We start from the raw sequence: 17,698 nt of genomic DNA, 5'->3' as shown, positions 1-17,698 counted from the left end.
TGATGTTCGTTTTTTATCGAGGTTATTTTTAAGGAATTCTCATTTTTAGAGGTTAAGTTTACAAATACTTAATTTTAAAGTAAATCGTAAAATCAAGTGTAAGTATACTTTTGAAACTAAACTTAAATTAACTAAAAATGAAACTAAAACTATTTAATCAAAAAATTAAAATCCTAATTCCTTTATTGTTTTTGCTAGTCTCGGCTGTAGCGATGGCACAATCAAAAACTATTACAGGAACGGTGTTATCTGCAGAAGATAATATGCCCTTACCTGGAGCATCAGTAATAGTTAAAGGAACAACTAATGGTGCATCAACAGATTTTGATGGAAAATTTTCATTGTCTGTAAACAGCAATCAAACAACATTAACGGTTTCCTATTTAGGCTACAAAACTAAAGATGTAGCAATAACTTCTAACACAATAACTGTTTCATTAACGGCCGATGCAAGCACGCTTGATGAGATTGTGGTTGTAGGTTATGGTTCTGTTAAAAAGAGTGATGTTGTAGGAGCTGTTACAAGTGTTGATATTGAAGAGGCTACAGCTATACCAACAACTAATGTATCTGAAATGCTAAGAGGTAGAGCTGCGGGGGTACAAGTAAACCTTTCGGATGCGAGACCGGGTGGAGATTCTAACATTGTGATTAGAGGTAAAACGTCTTTAGATGCGGGTAATGATCCTTTAATTATTGTAGATGGTATTCCTTATGATAGCATTAACGATGTTGCTCCAGAAGATATTACATCTATAGAGATATTAAAAGATGCTTCATCTCAAGCTATTTATGGTTCTAGAGCATCCAATGGTGTTATCTTAATTACAACTAAACGTGGTAAAGAGGGTAAAATTAACGTAAACTATCATGGCTACACCACTATACAAACTTTAACAAGAAATTTTGATGTGTATGATGGAGAAGAATTTGCCCAATTGCGTAGAGAAGCTAATAGAACAGCTAATGGTGGTGTTTACTTAACCGACCCTGAAATTTTTGAATCTCTTGAGTTAGAAACTATACAAAATGGAAATTATACAGATTGGGAAGATGTAATGTTAAGAGATGCCTTGCTTACAAGTCATTCCTTAAATGTATCTGGAGGTAGTGAACAAACAAAAGTTTTCTCTAGTTTAACATATTTTAAGCAAGATGGGTTAATTCCTTCTTCTGGTTTCGATCGTGGAACCTTTAGAACGAATATTGATCAAAAAATCACTGATAAATTGAGTATGCAAGCCAATGTTAATTTCCAAACGAGTAATCAAGATAGGGAAAGTAATTCTATAGATTTTATTAATATATCACCCCTGGCACAAGCTTATGACGCGAATGGAGATTTACTTAAATTACCATTTGGACCTACTACAACACGTTTTAATCCTTTATGGAATATTAGAGAATCTGTAGATGAGATTAAAACACGATTAACAGATATTAATCTTGTAGCCAATTATCAAATTACACCTTCACTTTCTTATAAATTAAATACATTTTTAAGAAATAGAAATGCAGATAGAGGCGTGTATAGAACAAGTTTACACAGTTCTGGAGATGGTGATGTGAATGGATTGGCAACTTTACGATCTGAAAATTATAAAGAGCAGCTTATAGAAAATATTGTCGATTACAAACCTAAAATAAATCAAAACCATGTATTGGATTTTACTTTTGTACATGCAATAAATGAACGAAGTACAGAAGCAACACAAATAGTTAAGTCTGGATTTGCTAACGATGCATTGGGGTATAATGGAGATGCTACCGCCGTAGTTGGTGAGCCAGTTAGAGATGTAGAAGAAAGAAAGCTAGTTTCATTTTTGGGAAGGGTTAGATATAATTTGTTCGACAAATATTTGTTTACATTCACAGCTAGAGCAGATGGATCAACAGTATTTGCTGAAAACAATAAATGGGGTTATTTTCCAGCAGCAGCATTTGCTTGGAAAATGCACGAAGAATCTTTTTTGAAAAATTCTCAAGTAGTCAACCAAATGAAATTTAGAGTGAGTTATGGTGATACAGGTAATGAAGGTATTGAGCCTTTTCAATCTTTAGGTGTTGCAGGAGCTTTACCTTATGTTTTTGGAGGTACTACAGTTGGTGGCTTTTCTGGTATTGATAGGTTGCCAAACCCTAATCTTAAATGGGAAACCACCACATCATTAAATCTAGGTTTAGACTTTGGTTTAATTAAAAATAGATTAACAGGTACAGTTGAATACTACAAAGCGAATACAACGGATTTATTGTTTGATAGAGATCTATCAGGAACTTCAGGTTATACAGTAACACGATTTAATATTGGTGAAGTTGAAAATAAAGGAGTTGAAGTTTCTTTAAATGCTAAAATCATAAGAAATCAAGACTTAAATTGGTCTGTAGGTGTAAATTGGTCTACCAATAGTAACAAAATTCTATCTTTAGATGGTAGTGTGGATGAAAATGGTGTACCATTGGATTTTGTTAATGATAAATTATTTATTGGAGAGTCCATAGATATAATTAGAACTGAAATTTTTGATGGTATTTGGCAAGAAGGGGATGATATTGCAAATTCTGCGCAACCAACAGCGCAACCAGGTTTTATTAAAGTAGTAAATATTACAGATACAGATCCTGATGTGCTTAATATTGGACAAGAGGATTTGGTAATAATCGACGAAAATCCAGATTGGTATGGTTCTGTAAACACAACCTTAGAGTATAAAGGTTTTGAACTTTATGCAGATTTATATATAGATCACGGTTCTACAAGGTTTAATCCATATCAAGGCGAGTCAAATAGTGGTGCAGGATTACAAGGCATATCTAATGGTATAAAAGTGGATTATTATACACCTGAAAATCCATCAAATAAATATCCTAGACCAAACGTAGCAGCAGATCCATTTCTTGATGTGTTAGGGGTTGCAGATGCCTCTTATGTAAGGTTGCGAACCTTGTCCCTAGGCTATAATTTTCCTTCGGACCTTTTAACTAAATTAGGCATAAGAAGTTTAAATGTGTATGCAACTGGCACAAACCTGTTTACATTAACAGATTATAAGTCATACAGTCCAGAGATTAACCCTGGGTCTTTTCCAGACACAAAAGGCTTAACGGTAGGAGTAAAAGTAGGTATTTAATAAAAATAAAATAAATTATGAAAAATATAAAAAAGTATTTTAAAATAAGATATGCTATATTGCTTATGCTGGCATTATTCTTAGTTATTTCGTCTTGTGAAGAATATCTTGAAGATGAATTAAAATCTGATATTTCTGTAGATTTTCTATATAACTCCCAAGAAGGCTTGGAAAATGCTGTGGTAGGATTGTATACTATTAATAGAGATATTTATACAAAAGGAGCAATGGAAAATGATGCAGAAGCATTAGTACCTCAATCTAGATCAGATTTAGTTTTGGGTTACACTAGTGGTCATCTTTCATTTTTTGCCCGTTTGGGTTGGGGAGTACTACAAACTAGTTATGGAACTGTAAAAACAGATCATTATTGGAAATATTATTATAGAATTATAGATCGCAGTAATGCAATTATTGAAGCTGCAGATAATGTTGAATTTACTGACGAAGCTACTAAAAACAGAATATTAGGAGAAGCTAAGTGTTGGAGAGCGCATTCTTATTTTACCTTGTATAGAATGTTTAATAATATTTTTATAACAACGACTCCTACTACTCCAGAAAATGCCTTCGACAAACCAGATAACAAAGCATCTGAAACGGAAATTTTTAATCTTTTAAACAACGATTTGGATGATGCTATTGCAAATTTAGATTGGACTACAACTCAATTTGGACGCTGGACAAAAGCTTCGGCGCATCATTTAAAAGCTAAAGTGGCTATGTGGGAGGAAAAACCAGATGTTGCAGCTTTTCATTGTGATGAGGTAATTAATAACCCTAATTATGGATTATTAACTTCAACAGGTGCTGTTTTTGATGGAGATTTAAATCATAAAGAAAGTCTATTTGTTGTGCAATTTAAAGATGAAGCAATTGGTGGTGGATCAAAGAATTTAATGAACTTTCATTTATTACCTAGATATAATGATTTGCCAGGACTTAAATTATCCATTGAAAATGGAGGAAGAGGTTTAGGAACTTTAACGATGAATCAATACTTACGTAATTTATTGAAAGAAGATCCAAATGATGATAGAGACGATGGAAATTACTACATCACAACATATCGATATAACGATGTTGATAATTTACCCGCAGGAAAAAATGTTGGAGATCCAGTAACATATCCTAGCGAATTTCCAACTACAGGTACTGCCGCCCAAAAAACAGCAGAAAGAAATCTGTTTTATAGAAATTTAAATCCAGGTTGTATTAAATTTCGTCAAGAAGATGGGGACCCATCTGAGGCAAGTATGATTTCTAATGTTATGGTTTATAGATTAGCAGAAACTTATTTAATTGCTGCGGAAGCTTATATGGCGACTAATCCTACGAAATCATTAGGCTATTTAAATGCCATAAGAACAAGAGCTAAAGCAGCTCCAAGAACTGCAGCTGTAGATATGCAGGCAATTATGGATGAAAGAGCTAGAGAATTAGCGTTTGAAGGTCAACGTTTTTACTTCATAAAGCGTATTGGTAAATATTATGACCAAATTAAAAATTATGCGGGTAATGATCTTTCAAATAGTCAAGCACGTGATAGGGTTGAACCACATCTTGAAAATTGGCCTATACCAATTGCAGAGTTAAACTTATTAGGTCCAAACTATCCTCAAAATGATGGATATCCAGAATAGTCACCAATAAAATAATTTTAAAAAATTAGTTTAGTTGTTTAGTGGTTTTAAATCTAAGGGCAATTTATTTGCCCCTAGATTTAAATATTTTTAAAAAGTTGTCAATTTAATACCCAATATAATGCCTAGTAAATTCACATTTAAAAACATGTATTTTTTGTTAATAGTATGTCTATTATTTTGCTTCAGTGCTTGCAAAACAGCCGATGTAAGCAAAAAAATAACGTTTGCAGATAATGTTGTAGTAGCACATCGTGGTGCGTGGAAAGCGAATGTTTTACCACAAAATTCTATTGCATCTTTAAAACATGCTATTGAATTGAAATGCGTAGGCTCTGAATTTGATGTTAGAATGACATCAGATAACATACTTATTGTAACCCACGATGCCGATTTTAAAGGTGTTGATATTGAAACAAACACCTATGCAGAGTTATCTAAACAAAAACTTGATAATGGAGAAACCTTGCCTACATTTAAACAATATCTACTTGCAGGCATGGAAAATAATACCAGTACAGGATTGGTTTGCGAAATAAAGCCTTCAAAAATAGAAGGGCGTGGTATTATTATAGCAGAAAACATTGTCAAATTAGTTAAAGAATTAAAGGCCGAACCTTATATTTTAACATATATAAGTTTTGGTTACGATATTCTAAAAAAAGTAAAAGAAATAGATCCTTATGCTAAAACACAATATTTAGATGGTTCTAAAACGCCAGATCAATTAAAACAAGATGGTATTTCGGGTTTAGATTATTTAGTGTATAAATTAAAAATAAATCCGCAATGGATAGAAAGCGCTAAAAGACAAGGGTTATTACTAAATGCATGGACAGCTAATACCACCGAGGATATGGATTGGTTACTTGCCAATGACTTCGATTTCATTACAACAGATCATCCAGAACTTTTATTTGAAAGAATAAAAAAAAAGCAGAATAATTAATGATTACAAATTGGTGTGGAGTGATGAATTTAATTATAAAGGATCTCCAGACAGCAGCAAATGGACTTACGATTATGGTTTTATAGCCAATAACGAAAAACAATATTATACCAATAATTTAAATAATGCCAGAGTAGAAAACGGACATTTAATTATTGAAGCGCACAAAGAAAAAATAGCAAATAAAGATTTTAAAAGCGAGGCTTTAAAAAACAAAAGCGGGATAAAATATAGCGCTGAAATTGATACGGCTCAATATACGTCAGCAAGAATAAAAACAGAAGGGTTAGCTTCATGGAAATACGGTCGTATAGAAGTAAAAGCGAAACTACCAAAAGGGGTTGGTTTATGGCCCGCCATTTGGATGTTGGGTGAAAACAGAAAGCAAGTAGGATGGCCAGAAAGTGGCGAAATTGATATTATGGAGCACGTAGGTTTTAATCCGGATTCTATATTTGGAACCATTCACACCAAAGCTTACAATCATACCATAAATACTGAAAGAGGTAAAAAGGTTTTTATTGAAAAACCTTATCATAGTTTTCATGTATTTGCTTTGGAATGGACGCCTGAAAAAATGGATTTTATATTAGACGATGTAGTTTACAATCATATAGAAAACGAACATAAAACAACTGCAGAATGGCCTTTCGACCAAAAATTCCATTTAATACTAAATGTGGCAGTTGGTGGTATGTTGGGAGGAAAGAAGGGTATTGATAATAGCGTTTTTCCGCAACAAATGGTTGTCGATTATGTTCGGGTTTTTCAAAAAATATAAAATAAGAATATGCTATGATCAACTTAAATGAAGGAAAATAAAAACATATATATGAAACATTATACCCTACTATTACTAATGGTACTGCTCAATTTCACGAGTTGTAAAAGTCAAAATTTTAGTGCTATGACTTATAACATCCGGTTGGATGTTGAATCTGATGGCGAAAATGCGTGGACTCACAGAAAAGGTTTTTTAACTTCTCAAGTGTTGTTTTTTAGCCCAGATATTTTAGGGGTACAAGAAGCAAAACCTAACCAAATGGCAGATTTAAAAACATTGCTAAAAACGTATCAAGTTATTGGTTTAGGTAGAGATGGTGGTAGCGAAGGTGAGCACTCATCAATTTTTTATAACACCAAAAAGTTTAAAGTAGAAAAAGAAAATACGTTTTGGCTTTCGGAAACTCCTGAAAAAGTATCAACCGGTTGGGATGCTGCCTTGCCCAGAATTTGTACCTACGGCTTATTTACAGATTTAAAAACTTCAAAAAAAGTATGGGTATTTAATACACATTTAGACCATGTTGGTGAACAATCAAAACTAAACGCCATAAAACTAATTCAGAAAAAAATGGCGGAAGTGAATACTAAAAATTACCCTGTGATTTTAATGGGCGATTTTAATGTGGAGCCGAATAGTTTATTGATTAAAAATTTATCTGAAAGTATGTTGAATACCGAAACGGTGGCAGAATTAACTTTTGGACCTAACGGAACGTTTAACGGTTTTAAATTTAATGAGCCCGTAACTAGAAAGATAGATTATATTTTTATTTCGAAAACGGATAATCTTAAGGTAAATAAACAGGCGGTTTTAAGCGATTCCGATGATTTGAAATACCCATCGGACCATTTTCCTGTGTATGTTGAATTTACTTGGAAGTAGAATTGTTTAACTATGAAAAATAGTTTTCATTTAATAAAACACACATGAAGAACTATATGTCACACAGAGCTTGTCGAAGTGATTCTTAAAAAGACATTTTATAATGTATCCATATGGTACAAAACAGACTTGGTTTTAGTCTAAATAACAGCTGGTAACCCGCGTTAGGGATTGCAGCGAAAAGCCCACAGCGACCCCGACGTTTCGGGGGAGCGAGAACTTGTAGCGTAAAGCCCGACCCGAAGGGTAACGCCAAAAAAATTATTGATTTAAAAATATTTAAACATGAAAAACACTATTATTTTAATCCTGTTTTTTGGTTTGTTTTCTTGTAAAAACAATGTGCCAACTGTTAAAAAAGAGCAATCACCTAATATTCTTTTAATTGTTGTGGACGACCAAGGGTACGCCGATTTTGAACCGTTTAAAAACCACGATGTAACAGCAGAAACCCCCAATATGGGCACTTTAGCAAAAACGGGCACTATTTTTACACAAGCTTATACTACGGCGCCTGTTTGTAGCCCTTCGCGTGTGGCTATGCTTACGGGAAAAAACCAAATTAGATGGGATAAACAGGCTAGTTGGGGTCCTGGATTGCCAGATTCGGTTAAAACCATTGCCGAATATTTAAAAGCAGCTGGTTATGCAACCGCAAGAATTGGGAAGAATGATTTAGGGAAAAATTTTCATAAATATGATGTTCGGGAATATCCTTTAAAACATGGTTACGACGAGTTTTTAGGTTTTAGCGCCCATGCGCATGATTATTGGTTGCTTTCGCAGGAAATAAAAGATAAAACGCCAGATCCTGAAGGAACAAGTGCCGTTTTAGGACCATTAATGCATAATAATGGCGTGAAAAGTTATAATGAGGGCTACTTAACCGATATTTTAACGGATGAAGCGATTCAATACATCCAAAAACCGAAGGGCAAACCTTTTTTCTTAACCTTGGCTTATAATTCGGTGCACCATTTAATACATGAAGTTCCTCAGAAATATTTAGACAAATATGATGTGAAACCTATTAATAATTACCATCCGGATAGTTTAGAGACTTTTGGAAAACATCCTGCGGGGTCATATTCGGCTTATTATGATAAATATTCACGTTTAGGAGCTATTCAAGATGAAGATTTAAGAAAATACTATTTAGCAAATTTAAATTGCTTAGATGATAATATTGGAAAAGTTTTAGCTTCTATTAAAAAGGAAGGAATAGAAAAAGAAACGCTAATTATATTCATGTCTGATAATGGTGGAACGCCTTTAAATGGGGCGAATAATAGTCCGCTTACTGCTGGCAAATATTCGATTTGGGAAGGCGGAATTCGCGTACCCATGGCTATAAGTTGGCCTGGTAAAATTGCAGCGGGTCAAGTGCAAAATTCTTATGTTTCTGCCATGGATATTTTGCCAACCATCGCATCATTCGTAGGCATAGAATTAACAGATAAAACCATTGATGGCATCAATTTGTTTCAACCCGAAAAAGAAAGAGTTTTAGTTTGGAAATGGCAAAAAACATGGGCGGTTAGAAAAGGCGATTGGAAATTAACAAACACCAATGAAGAACATTGGAAAAGCAGACCGAGTAACTTATACATTAAACCAATAAGAGATGATTTTTCATTGAAATTATTCAATTTAGAAGACGATCCTGGTGAAAGAATTGATTTGTCAACCCAAAATCCAGAAAAAGTAAAAGAATTGGAAGCTGCATACCAAAATTGGTGTACTTCTAATATTGGCAACTATTAAATATCTATAACTAAAACCCGATGCCCAACGAAATGATTATATGGATATACCAAATAATCGTCGAAAAAATAGATATCAAAACATGAAAAAACAAACCTTATCAATCATTCCAATTCTACTAATTGCTGTTTTTTTATATAGCTTTAAAAAGTTTATAATTGATGAAAAACATGCGAATCCAATCAATGAATTAGATGCAAGAATAGAACGAAAAGTAGATTCTGTTTTAGCACTCATGGATGTAAATGAAAAAGTTGGACAATTGGTACAATACAGTGGCAAGTGGAATGCAACAGGGCCTTCATCATCTAAAGGGGATCAATATAAGTTAGACAAATTAAAAAAAGGGGAAGTAGGCTCCATGTTAAATATCACTTCGGTAGCAACGATTCGGGAAACTCAAAAAATAGTTATGGACCATTCTCGATTAAAAATTCCATTAGTTTTTGCTTATGATGTGATTCACGGTTATAAAACCATTTTTCCAATTCCATTGGGAGAAAGTGCGAGTTGGGATTTAGATCTTATAAAAAAAACGGCATCTATAGCGGCAAAGGAAACAGCGGCTTCTGGAATTAATTGGACGTTTGCTCCTATGATAGATGTTTCTAGAGATGCACGTTGGGGGCGAATTATGGAAGGTGCAGGCGAAGATCCTTATCTGAATTCCGTTATAGGTGTTGCGCGTATACAAGGTTTTCAAGGCGATGATTTGGCACAATTAAATACCATTGCTGCATGTGCTAAACATTTTGCAGGTTATGGTTTTGCGGAAGCAGGAAGAGATTACAACACCGTAAATATTGGAGAATACGAATTGCACAACACCATTTTACCACCTTTTAAAGCGGCGGCTAAAGCGGGTGTAGCAACGTTTATGAATTCATTTAACGAAATTGACGGGATTCCTTCAACAGGAAATAAAATGTTGCAAAGAGATGTTTTAAAAGGCGATTGGGGTTGGAATGGTCTGGTGGTGTCCGACTGGGGTTCCATTGGTGAAATGGAGGCACATGGTTATGCCATAGATAAAAAACATGCCAGTGAAATAGCATTGAATGCAGGGAGCGATATGGATATGGAATCGTATGCCTATGAAGCACATTTGGAAACCTTATTAACCGAGAATAAAATAACCATGGCACAGTTGGACGATGCCGTTAAACGTGTTTTGAGATTGAAATTTGAATTGGGTCTGTTTGATGATCCATATAAATATTGTGATGAAGAAAGAGAAAAAAACGACGTTTACACTAAAGAACATTTAGCCATTGCTCGTGATGGGGCAAAAAAATCCATTGTTTTACTTAAGAATGAAACCGAGTTATTGCCACTTTCTAAAAACATAAAAAGTATTGCCGTTATTGGGCCTCTTGCCGATAACAAAGATGCACCTCTTGGAAATTGGAGAGCCAAAGGTACCTATAACTCCGCAGTATCACTTTTGGAAGGTGTAAAAAGTACAGTTGGTAAAAACACTAAAATTTATTATGAAAAGGGAGCCGACTTAACCATCCCAACTGTAAAACCTGGAGATAATCAATTTTCACATCCTTTAAAATTTAATGATAGGGATACTTCTGGAATTTCTGCGGCTGTTGAAGCTGCTAAAAAAGCTGAGGTTGTTTTGTTGGCTATTGGAGAAGATGCTTACCAAACAGGCGAAGGGCGAAGTCAAACTAATATCGGGTTTTTGGGTGTTCAACAACAATTATTAGAAGCTATTTACAAAGTGAATAAAAATATCGTAATTGTTTTAATGAACGGAAGACCTATGGATATTTCGTGGGCATCCAACCATGTACCTTCCATTTTAGAATGTTGGTTTTTAGGCTCAGAATCTGGTAATGCCATGGCCGATGTGTTATTTGGTGACTACAATCCATCTGGAAAATTGCCAGTTTCCTTCCCTCATAACGTGGGACAAGAACCGTTGTATTACAACCAAAAAAATACGGGAAGGCCATATAACTTAAAACATGTGACATATTCAGGGTATATAGACACTCCAAAAACCGCATTATATCCTTTTGGTTTCGGATTGAGTTATACTACTTTCGAATATAAAAATTTGAAATTAGATAAAAATGATATGCCAAAAAATGGCAACATAAAAGTATCTGTTGAAGTTTCAAATATAGGAACTAGAGACGGCGAAGAAGTTATTCAGCTTTATATTAGAGATTTAGTTGGTAGTTTAACCCGTCCCGTTAAAGAGTTGAAAGGTTTCAAAAAAACAATGATAAAAGCAGGTGAAACCAAAACGATTCACTTTATTATAAATGCTGAAATGCTTCAGTTTTATACCGTTAATAAAAAATGGGAAGTGGAACCGGGCGATTTTAATTTATGGGTTGGAGGCGATTCCAATGCCACTTTAAAAGCATCGTTCATGGTAACCGAATAAAAATATTTAATAGTTAATCAACTTGTAACTAAAGAAAATAAATCATATTAAAAAAAGACTCCATTGAAACAGAACGACATTTTTAAAAGAGCCACACTAATAAGGCAAATAGAGCAAACTCCCAGTTGGGATGTGATTATTATTGGTGGAGGCGCCACGGGATTGGGTATTGCTTTGGATAGTGCCACCCGAGGGTTTAAAACACTATTATTGGAGCAAGTGGATTTTGCAAAAGGAACATCTAGCAGAAGTACCAAACTGGTTCATGGAGGCGTTCGTTACTTGGCACAAGGTAACATCGATTTGGTTAAGGAAGCTTTATACGAACGCGGGTTACTGCTTAAAAATGCCTCACATTTAGTAAATAATCAGTCTTTTATAATTCCAAATTATAATTGGTTTGATACGATTAAATATACCATTGGACTTAAAATTTATGATGCTTTGGCTGGTAAACTAAGTTTTGGAACATCGATTCGAATCAATAAAAAAGAAACACTTTCAAGATTAAGTACCATTAAAAACGAAAAACTTAAAGGGGGTGTGGTATATCATGATGGGCAATTTGATGACTCCCGTTTAGCAGTAAATATTGCGCAAACGGCTATAGAACAGGGAGCAACTGTTTTAAACCATTTTAAAGTAAATCAGTTATTAAAAGATAACAACAGTATAGTAAATGGTGTGGTGGCAGAAGATACCGAAACTAAGGTTTCTTATACTTTAAACGCTAAAGTAGTAATAAATGCGACTGGTGTTTTTACCGATGAAATTTTGAAAATGGATAATTCAGAATCTAAGAATATTGTACGTCCTAGTCAAGGAATTCATTTGGTTTTAGATAAATCTTTTTTGCCAGGAAACGATGCCATTATGATTCCTAAAACTACTGATGGTAGGGTGTTGTTTTTAGTGCCATGGCATAACAAAGTGGTGGTTGGTACTACAGATACCTTGCTTGATAGCCATAGTCTAGAGCCCAAAGCGTTAGATAAAGAAGTGGATTTTATTTTGAATACGGCAAATTATTATCTCACTAAAACAGTCAGTAAAGACGATGTTTTAAGCATTTTTGCTGGGTTAAGACCATTGGCTGCCCCAAAAGATAAATCTGAAAAAACAAAGGAAATTTCAAGAAGCCATAAAATTATTATTTCAAATTCTGAATTAATAACCATAACCGGAGGTAAATGGACAACCTACAGAAGAATGGCCCAAGACACCATGAATAAAGCCATTTCAATAGGAAAATTAGAACATGTTTCTTGTAAAACTAAAGATGTGAAAATTCATGGCGCCACAGAATCTATTGATAAAACACAACATCTATATATTTATGGAAGTGATCAAGAGGGAATTCAAAATCTAATTAGGGAAACTCCAGAATTAGGCGATACTTTGCATGCACGACTGCCATATACCAAAGCAGAAATTATTTGGGCCATTCAATTTGAAATGGCAAGAACCGTAGAAGACATTTTAGCCAGACGCGTGCGCACCTTGTTTTTAGATGCACGAGCCACTTTAGAAATAATTCCTATGGTAGCAAAAATATTGGCTAAGGAATTAGATAAAGATGATGTATGGGAACTACATCAAATTAATGAATTTACAAAAATTGCCAATCAATATGTTTTATAATCAACATATAAAGTTAAGTGGTATGTCGTGGACTTATAAAGCCGACTGTGTATCGATTTAACAAGCAACCAAAAACAAAAAACCAGCAACCAACAACCAACGACCAACAACCAAAAACCAAAAACCAAAAACCAGCAACCAACAACTAAAAACTAATTACTATGGAAAAATATATATTAGCCTTAGATCAAGGAACAACCAGTTCACGCGCCATTGTTTTTGATAAAAAAGGAAACATTGTATCTGTCGCCCAAAAAGAGTTTACACAATATTTTCCTAAACCAGGTTGGGTAGAGCACGACCCTAATGAAATTTGGTCTACACAAGCAGGTGTTGCAGCCGAAGCCATTGCAAAAAAAGGTTTAAGTGTTGAAAATATGGCAGCTATTGGAATCACGAATCAACGTGAAACGGTGGTGGTTTGGGATAGAAATACAGGTAAGCCCGTTTATAATGCAATAGTTTGGCAAGATAAAAGAACCGCCGACTATTGTGATGAACTCAAAAAACAAGGTAAAAGCGATATTATAAGAACGAAAACAGGTCTGGTAATCGACGCCTATTTTTCTGGAACTAAAGTAAAATGGATTTTAGACCATGTGGAAGGTGCTAGAGAGAAAGCAGAAGCGGGCGATTTAATTCTAGGAACTATTGACACCTGGTTAATTTGGAATTTCACAAAAGGCGACCAACACGTAACCGATGTCTCAAATGCATCAAGAACCTTGCTGTTCAACATCAACACAATGGATTGGGATGATGAATTGTTAGAATTGTTCACTATACCCAAAAGTATGTTACCAGAAGTGAAGCAGTCTAGTGAAGTGTATGGTCATACAAAATCAACTTTTTATGATGCTAAAATTCCTATTTCTGGAATAGCAGGCGATCAACAAGCTGCTTTATTTGGGCAGATGTGTACAAAACCAGGTATGGTAAAAAACACTTATGGCACCGGGTGTTTCATGTTAATGAATATTGGTGAAAAGCCCATAGTGTCAAAAAATAATTTATTAACCACAGTTGCATGGAAAATAAACGGCAAAACACAATATGCATTAGAAGGAAGTATTTTTATTGCTGGTGCTGTTGTACAATGGTTGCGAGATAGTTTGAAAATTATAAGAACCTCTGATGATGTTGAAAAACTAGCGGGTTCTGTTAAAAGTTCTGATGGTGTTTATTTTGTTCCGGCCTTTGCAGGTTTAGGTGCTCCCCATTGGAACCAACATGCCCAAGGAACCATATTTGGACTTACCCGTGGTAGTACAGATGCCCATATTGCACGTGCAGCCATAGAATCTATTGCCTATCAAACCATGGATGTTCTAAAAGCCATGGAAGCCGATTCTGGAATTTCTATAAAAGAATTACGGGTAGATGGCGGTGCCACTGTTAATAATACGCTCATGCAATTCCAGGCAGATGTGTTAAATACGGTAACAGTACGTCCTAAAGTTGTAGAAACCACCGCTATGGGAGCAGCCTTTTTAGCAGGATTAGCCGTTGGATATTGGAAAAACCCAGAAGAAATTCAAGAAATATGGCAAACAGATATGAGTTATCATCCTACAACAGAAAGAACCACCATTGAAAAAGAAATTAAAGGTTGGTATAAAGCTATTGATGCTTTAGAATATTGGACCAAGTTGTAATTAACAATTGACAATTAACAATTAATAATTAAAAAATCGTAAATCAACCCACGTAAATCGTAAATATTATGACACCATTTATAGCAGAAATTATTGGTACAGCCTTACTTATTTTATTGGGAGGTGGCGTAGTTGCCAATGTAGTTTTAAATAAAACAATAGGTAATAATAGTGGGTGGATTGTTATTACTGCAGGTTGGGCATTGGCTGTTTATGTGGCGGTGGTGGTAACCGGTCCTTATAGCGGTGCACATATAAACCCTGCCGTTAGTATTGGGTTAGCTATAGCCGGTAAATTCCCCTGGGAATCGGTACCTGCTTATATCTTAGCGCAAATGCTGGGTGCTATGTTAGGTGCTTCAACCGTTTGGTTGGTTTATAAAAATCATTTTGATGCAACCGAAGATGGGGCTTCAAAAAAAGCCGTTTTTTGTACCGCACCGGCAATTCGGAATACGTTTTCAAATTTAATTAGTGAAATAGTGGGCACGTTTGTATTGATTTTCACCATTTTATATTTTACAAATGCCACTATTAATGATACACAAACTATTATTGGTTTAGGCTCTTTAGGGGCAGTACCGGTTGCTTTTTTAGTTTGGGCCATCGGGTTATCGCTAGGTGGTACCACAGGTTATGCTATCAATCCAGCAAGAGATTTAGGTCCTCGAATTATGCATGCACTTTTACCAATAAAAGATAAAGCTCCAAGTGATTGGAGTTATTCATGGATTCCTATTTTGGGACCCATCATTGGAGCTTCCATAGCAGCTTTGTTAATGTTGGTGTTGTCGTAGTAATTTTATATATCATTTTAACAGAAAAAAGAGGAACAATCTGTTTTTTTAAAGTACTTTTTTTAGAGTTTTTATTAAAAATAGCATCTATTTATACAATTTCATATAAATAAATATAAGTAAGTGGTATATTTATTATTTGTATAACAGTTTTAAAGCTGTTTATTTATATAGAATTTAGCTCTTAAATATACTACAATAGTGAAACATAATGATATTGAACGTATTGAACCTTCAAATTGGTGGGTAGGTTTTAAAAATTCAGAACTCCAATTGTTGGTAAAACATCCAATGATAGGAACTGCCGTACCAGAAATAAATTATTTAGGTGTTACTATAAAAAAAGTACATAAGGGAGATAGCGATAATTACTTATTCATAGATTTATATATTGATAAAACCACAAGAGTAGGAGAATTCAATATCGTATTTAAGTTTGATAATGGCGATGTAATCGAACAAACCTATGAGCTGAAATCTAGAATAAAACCGGCTGAAGATTATATAGGTTTTGATAGTTCGGATGTTATTTATCTCATCACGCCCGATCGGTTTTCAAACGGAAACCCTTTCAACGATATTCATGAAAATTTATTAGAAAAAACGATTGATAGAGCCGACAATTACGCGCGTCACGGTGGCGATATTCAAGGTATTATAAATCATTTAGATTATATAGAAAGTATGGGGTTCACCGCTATTTGGTCGTGCCCTGTATTAACCAACAACATGCCCAGTGGATCGTATCACGGCTATGCTATGACCGATTTTTATGAAATGGATCCACGATTTGGAACTTTAAATGACTATTTGGAATTAGCACAAAAAACCAAAGAAAAAGGTATAAAACTTATTATGGACCAAGTGGCAAACCATTGCGGATTGGAACATTGGTGGATGAAGGAATTACCTTTTCATGATTGGGTGAATTACCAAGAAGACTACGAAGAAAACAGGGATTCTTGGGATAAAAAAGCAATTATTACATCCAACCATAGGCGAACAAGTAATCAAGATATCTATTCATCTAAAAAAGACAAGGAAGAAATGAACGATGGTTGGTTTATGTCTGGAATGCCCGATTTAAATCAACGCAATCCATTTATGGCAAAGTATCTTATTCAAAATAGTATTTGGTGGATTGAAACAGCAGGTTTGGGCGGGATTCGTCAAGATACCTACCCGTATTCTGATAAAGAATTTATGAGCGAGTGGGCTGGAGCCATTATGGAACAATATCCAAATTTTAGCATTGTTGGAGAAGAATGGAGCTATAATCCCTTAATTATTGGTTATTGGCAACAGGGTGCTATAAATAGAGATGGGTATAAATCGAACTTAAAATCGCCCATGGATTTTCCTATGCAACGTCAAATTGTAAATGCTTTGAATGAACCTGAAGGTTGGGATACGGGTTTGGTTAAAATGTATGAAGGTTTGGCAAACGATTTTCACTATGCCACACCCAAGGACATTATGATATTTCCAGATAACCATGATATGAGTCGTATTTACACTCAATTAAAGGAAGATTTGGTTAATACCAAAACCGCAGTAGGCTATATTTTGGCACTACCTCGAATTCCTCAAATATATTACGGAACAGAAATTTTGATGAATGACTCGGCTAGCCCAGGCGACCACGGATTAATTCGTACCGATTTTCCTGGTGGTTGGGAAGGCGATCCCGTTAATGCTTTTACGGGTGAAGGTTTAAACGATGCACAAATAGATATGCAAGGTTTTGTAAAACAGATATTATTGTACCGTAAAAACAGTAAAGCCATCCATAAAGGAAAAACCATTCATTTTGCACCATTTAATAGTACTTATTTGCTGTTTAGAATTTTTGAAGATGAAACGGTTGTTGTAATTATTAATAAGAATGTAGAACCAATTACTATCAATTTAAAACATTTTGATGAAATAGGTTTACACGGAAAAAGTCTAAAAAACATTGTAACCAGTGATATTTTTCTTTGGGAAGAAGATATGTTACTTAATTCAAGAGGCATTATAATGCTTACAACTTGTTTATGATT

Annotated in this window: 11 protein-coding genes; all 11 read left to right on the top strand. The window is 34.6% G+C overall.

Features of this window, described 5'->3' with window-relative positions; translation table 11 throughout:
- Positions 1-137: 137 nt before the first annotated feature.
- The 11 genes from EV196_RS07755 to EV196_RS07710 all read left to right on the top strand — a co-directional run bounded on the left by EV196_RS07755 (position 138) and on the right by EV196_RS07710 (position 17,696).
- Entirely contained in the window at positions 138-3,131 is a 2,994-nt protein-coding gene (locus tag EV196_RS07755; protein ID WP_243652205.1) for a SusC/RagA family TonB-linked outer membrane protein, read from the top strand.
- Positions 3,132-3,148: 17 nt separating this feature from the next.
- A complete protein-coding gene (locus EV196_RS07750) occupies positions 3,149-4,774 on the top strand; it encodes a RagB/SusD family nutrient uptake outer membrane protein (RefSeq protein WP_132217052.1) in 1,626 nt (541 codons plus the stop codon).
- A gap of 121 nt (positions 4,775-4,895) precedes the next feature.
- Positions 4,896-5,723, top strand: a complete 828-nt coding sequence (locus EV196_RS20040) for a glycerophosphodiester phosphodiesterase family protein (RefSeq protein ID WP_243652204.1) — start codon at positions 4,896-4,898, stop codon at positions 5,721-5,723.
- Between the two features lie 13 nt (positions 5,724-5,736).
- Entirely contained in the window at positions 5,737-6,504 is a 768-nt protein-coding gene (locus EV196_RS20035) for a glycoside hydrolase family 16 protein (protein WP_243652217.1), read from the top strand.
- Between the two features lie 126 nt (positions 6,505-6,630).
- Positions 6,631-7,392, top strand: a complete 762-nt coding sequence (locus EV196_RS07740) for an endonuclease/exonuclease/phosphatase family protein (protein ID WP_243652203.1) — start codon at positions 6,631-6,633, stop codon at positions 7,390-7,392.
- 285 nt (positions 7,393-7,677) lie between these two features.
- Positions 7,678-9,156: a sulfatase family protein gene (locus EV196_RS07735; protein WP_132217048.1), complete on the top strand. Its 1,479-nt coding sequence runs from the start codon at positions 7,678-7,680 to the stop codon at positions 9,154-9,156.
- Positions 9,157-9,238: 82 nt separating this feature from the next.
- Entirely contained in the window at positions 9,239-11,563 is a 2,325-nt protein-coding gene (gene bglX, locus EV196_RS07730) for a beta-glucosidase BglX (protein WP_132217046.1), read from the top strand.
- A gap of 63 nt (positions 11,564-11,626) precedes the next feature.
- Entirely contained in the window at positions 11,627-13,204 is a 1,578-nt protein-coding gene (locus EV196_RS07725; RefSeq protein WP_132217044.1) for a glycerol-3-phosphate dehydrogenase/oxidase, read from the top strand.
- A gap of 161 nt (positions 13,205-13,365) precedes the next feature.
- On the top strand, positions 13,366-14,859 hold the full coding sequence (glpK, locus tag EV196_RS07720) for a glycerol kinase GlpK (RefSeq protein WP_132217042.1): 1,494 nt from the start codon (positions 13,366-13,368) through the stop codon (positions 14,857-14,859).
- A gap of 68 nt (positions 14,860-14,927) precedes the next feature.
- Positions 14,928-15,656: an MIP/aquaporin family protein gene (locus EV196_RS07715; protein WP_132217040.1), complete on the top strand. Its 729-nt coding sequence runs from the start codon at positions 14,928-14,930 to the stop codon at positions 15,654-15,656.
- Between the two features lie 201 nt (positions 15,657-15,857).
- A complete protein-coding gene (locus tag EV196_RS07710) occupies positions 15,858-17,696 on the top strand; it encodes a glycoside hydrolase family 13 protein (RefSeq protein ID WP_243652202.1) in 1,839 nt (612 codons plus the stop codon).
- Positions 17,697-17,698: the final 2 nt, after the last annotated feature.

The organism is Mariniflexile fucanivorans (assembly GCF_004341235.1).
Lineage (GTDB): Bacteria > Bacteroidota > Bacteroidia > Flavobacteriales > Flavobacteriaceae > Mariniflexile > Mariniflexile fucanivorans.
Note: the sequence above shows the minus strand (reverse complement) of the source record. Positions and strands in the feature narration are given on the sequence as shown.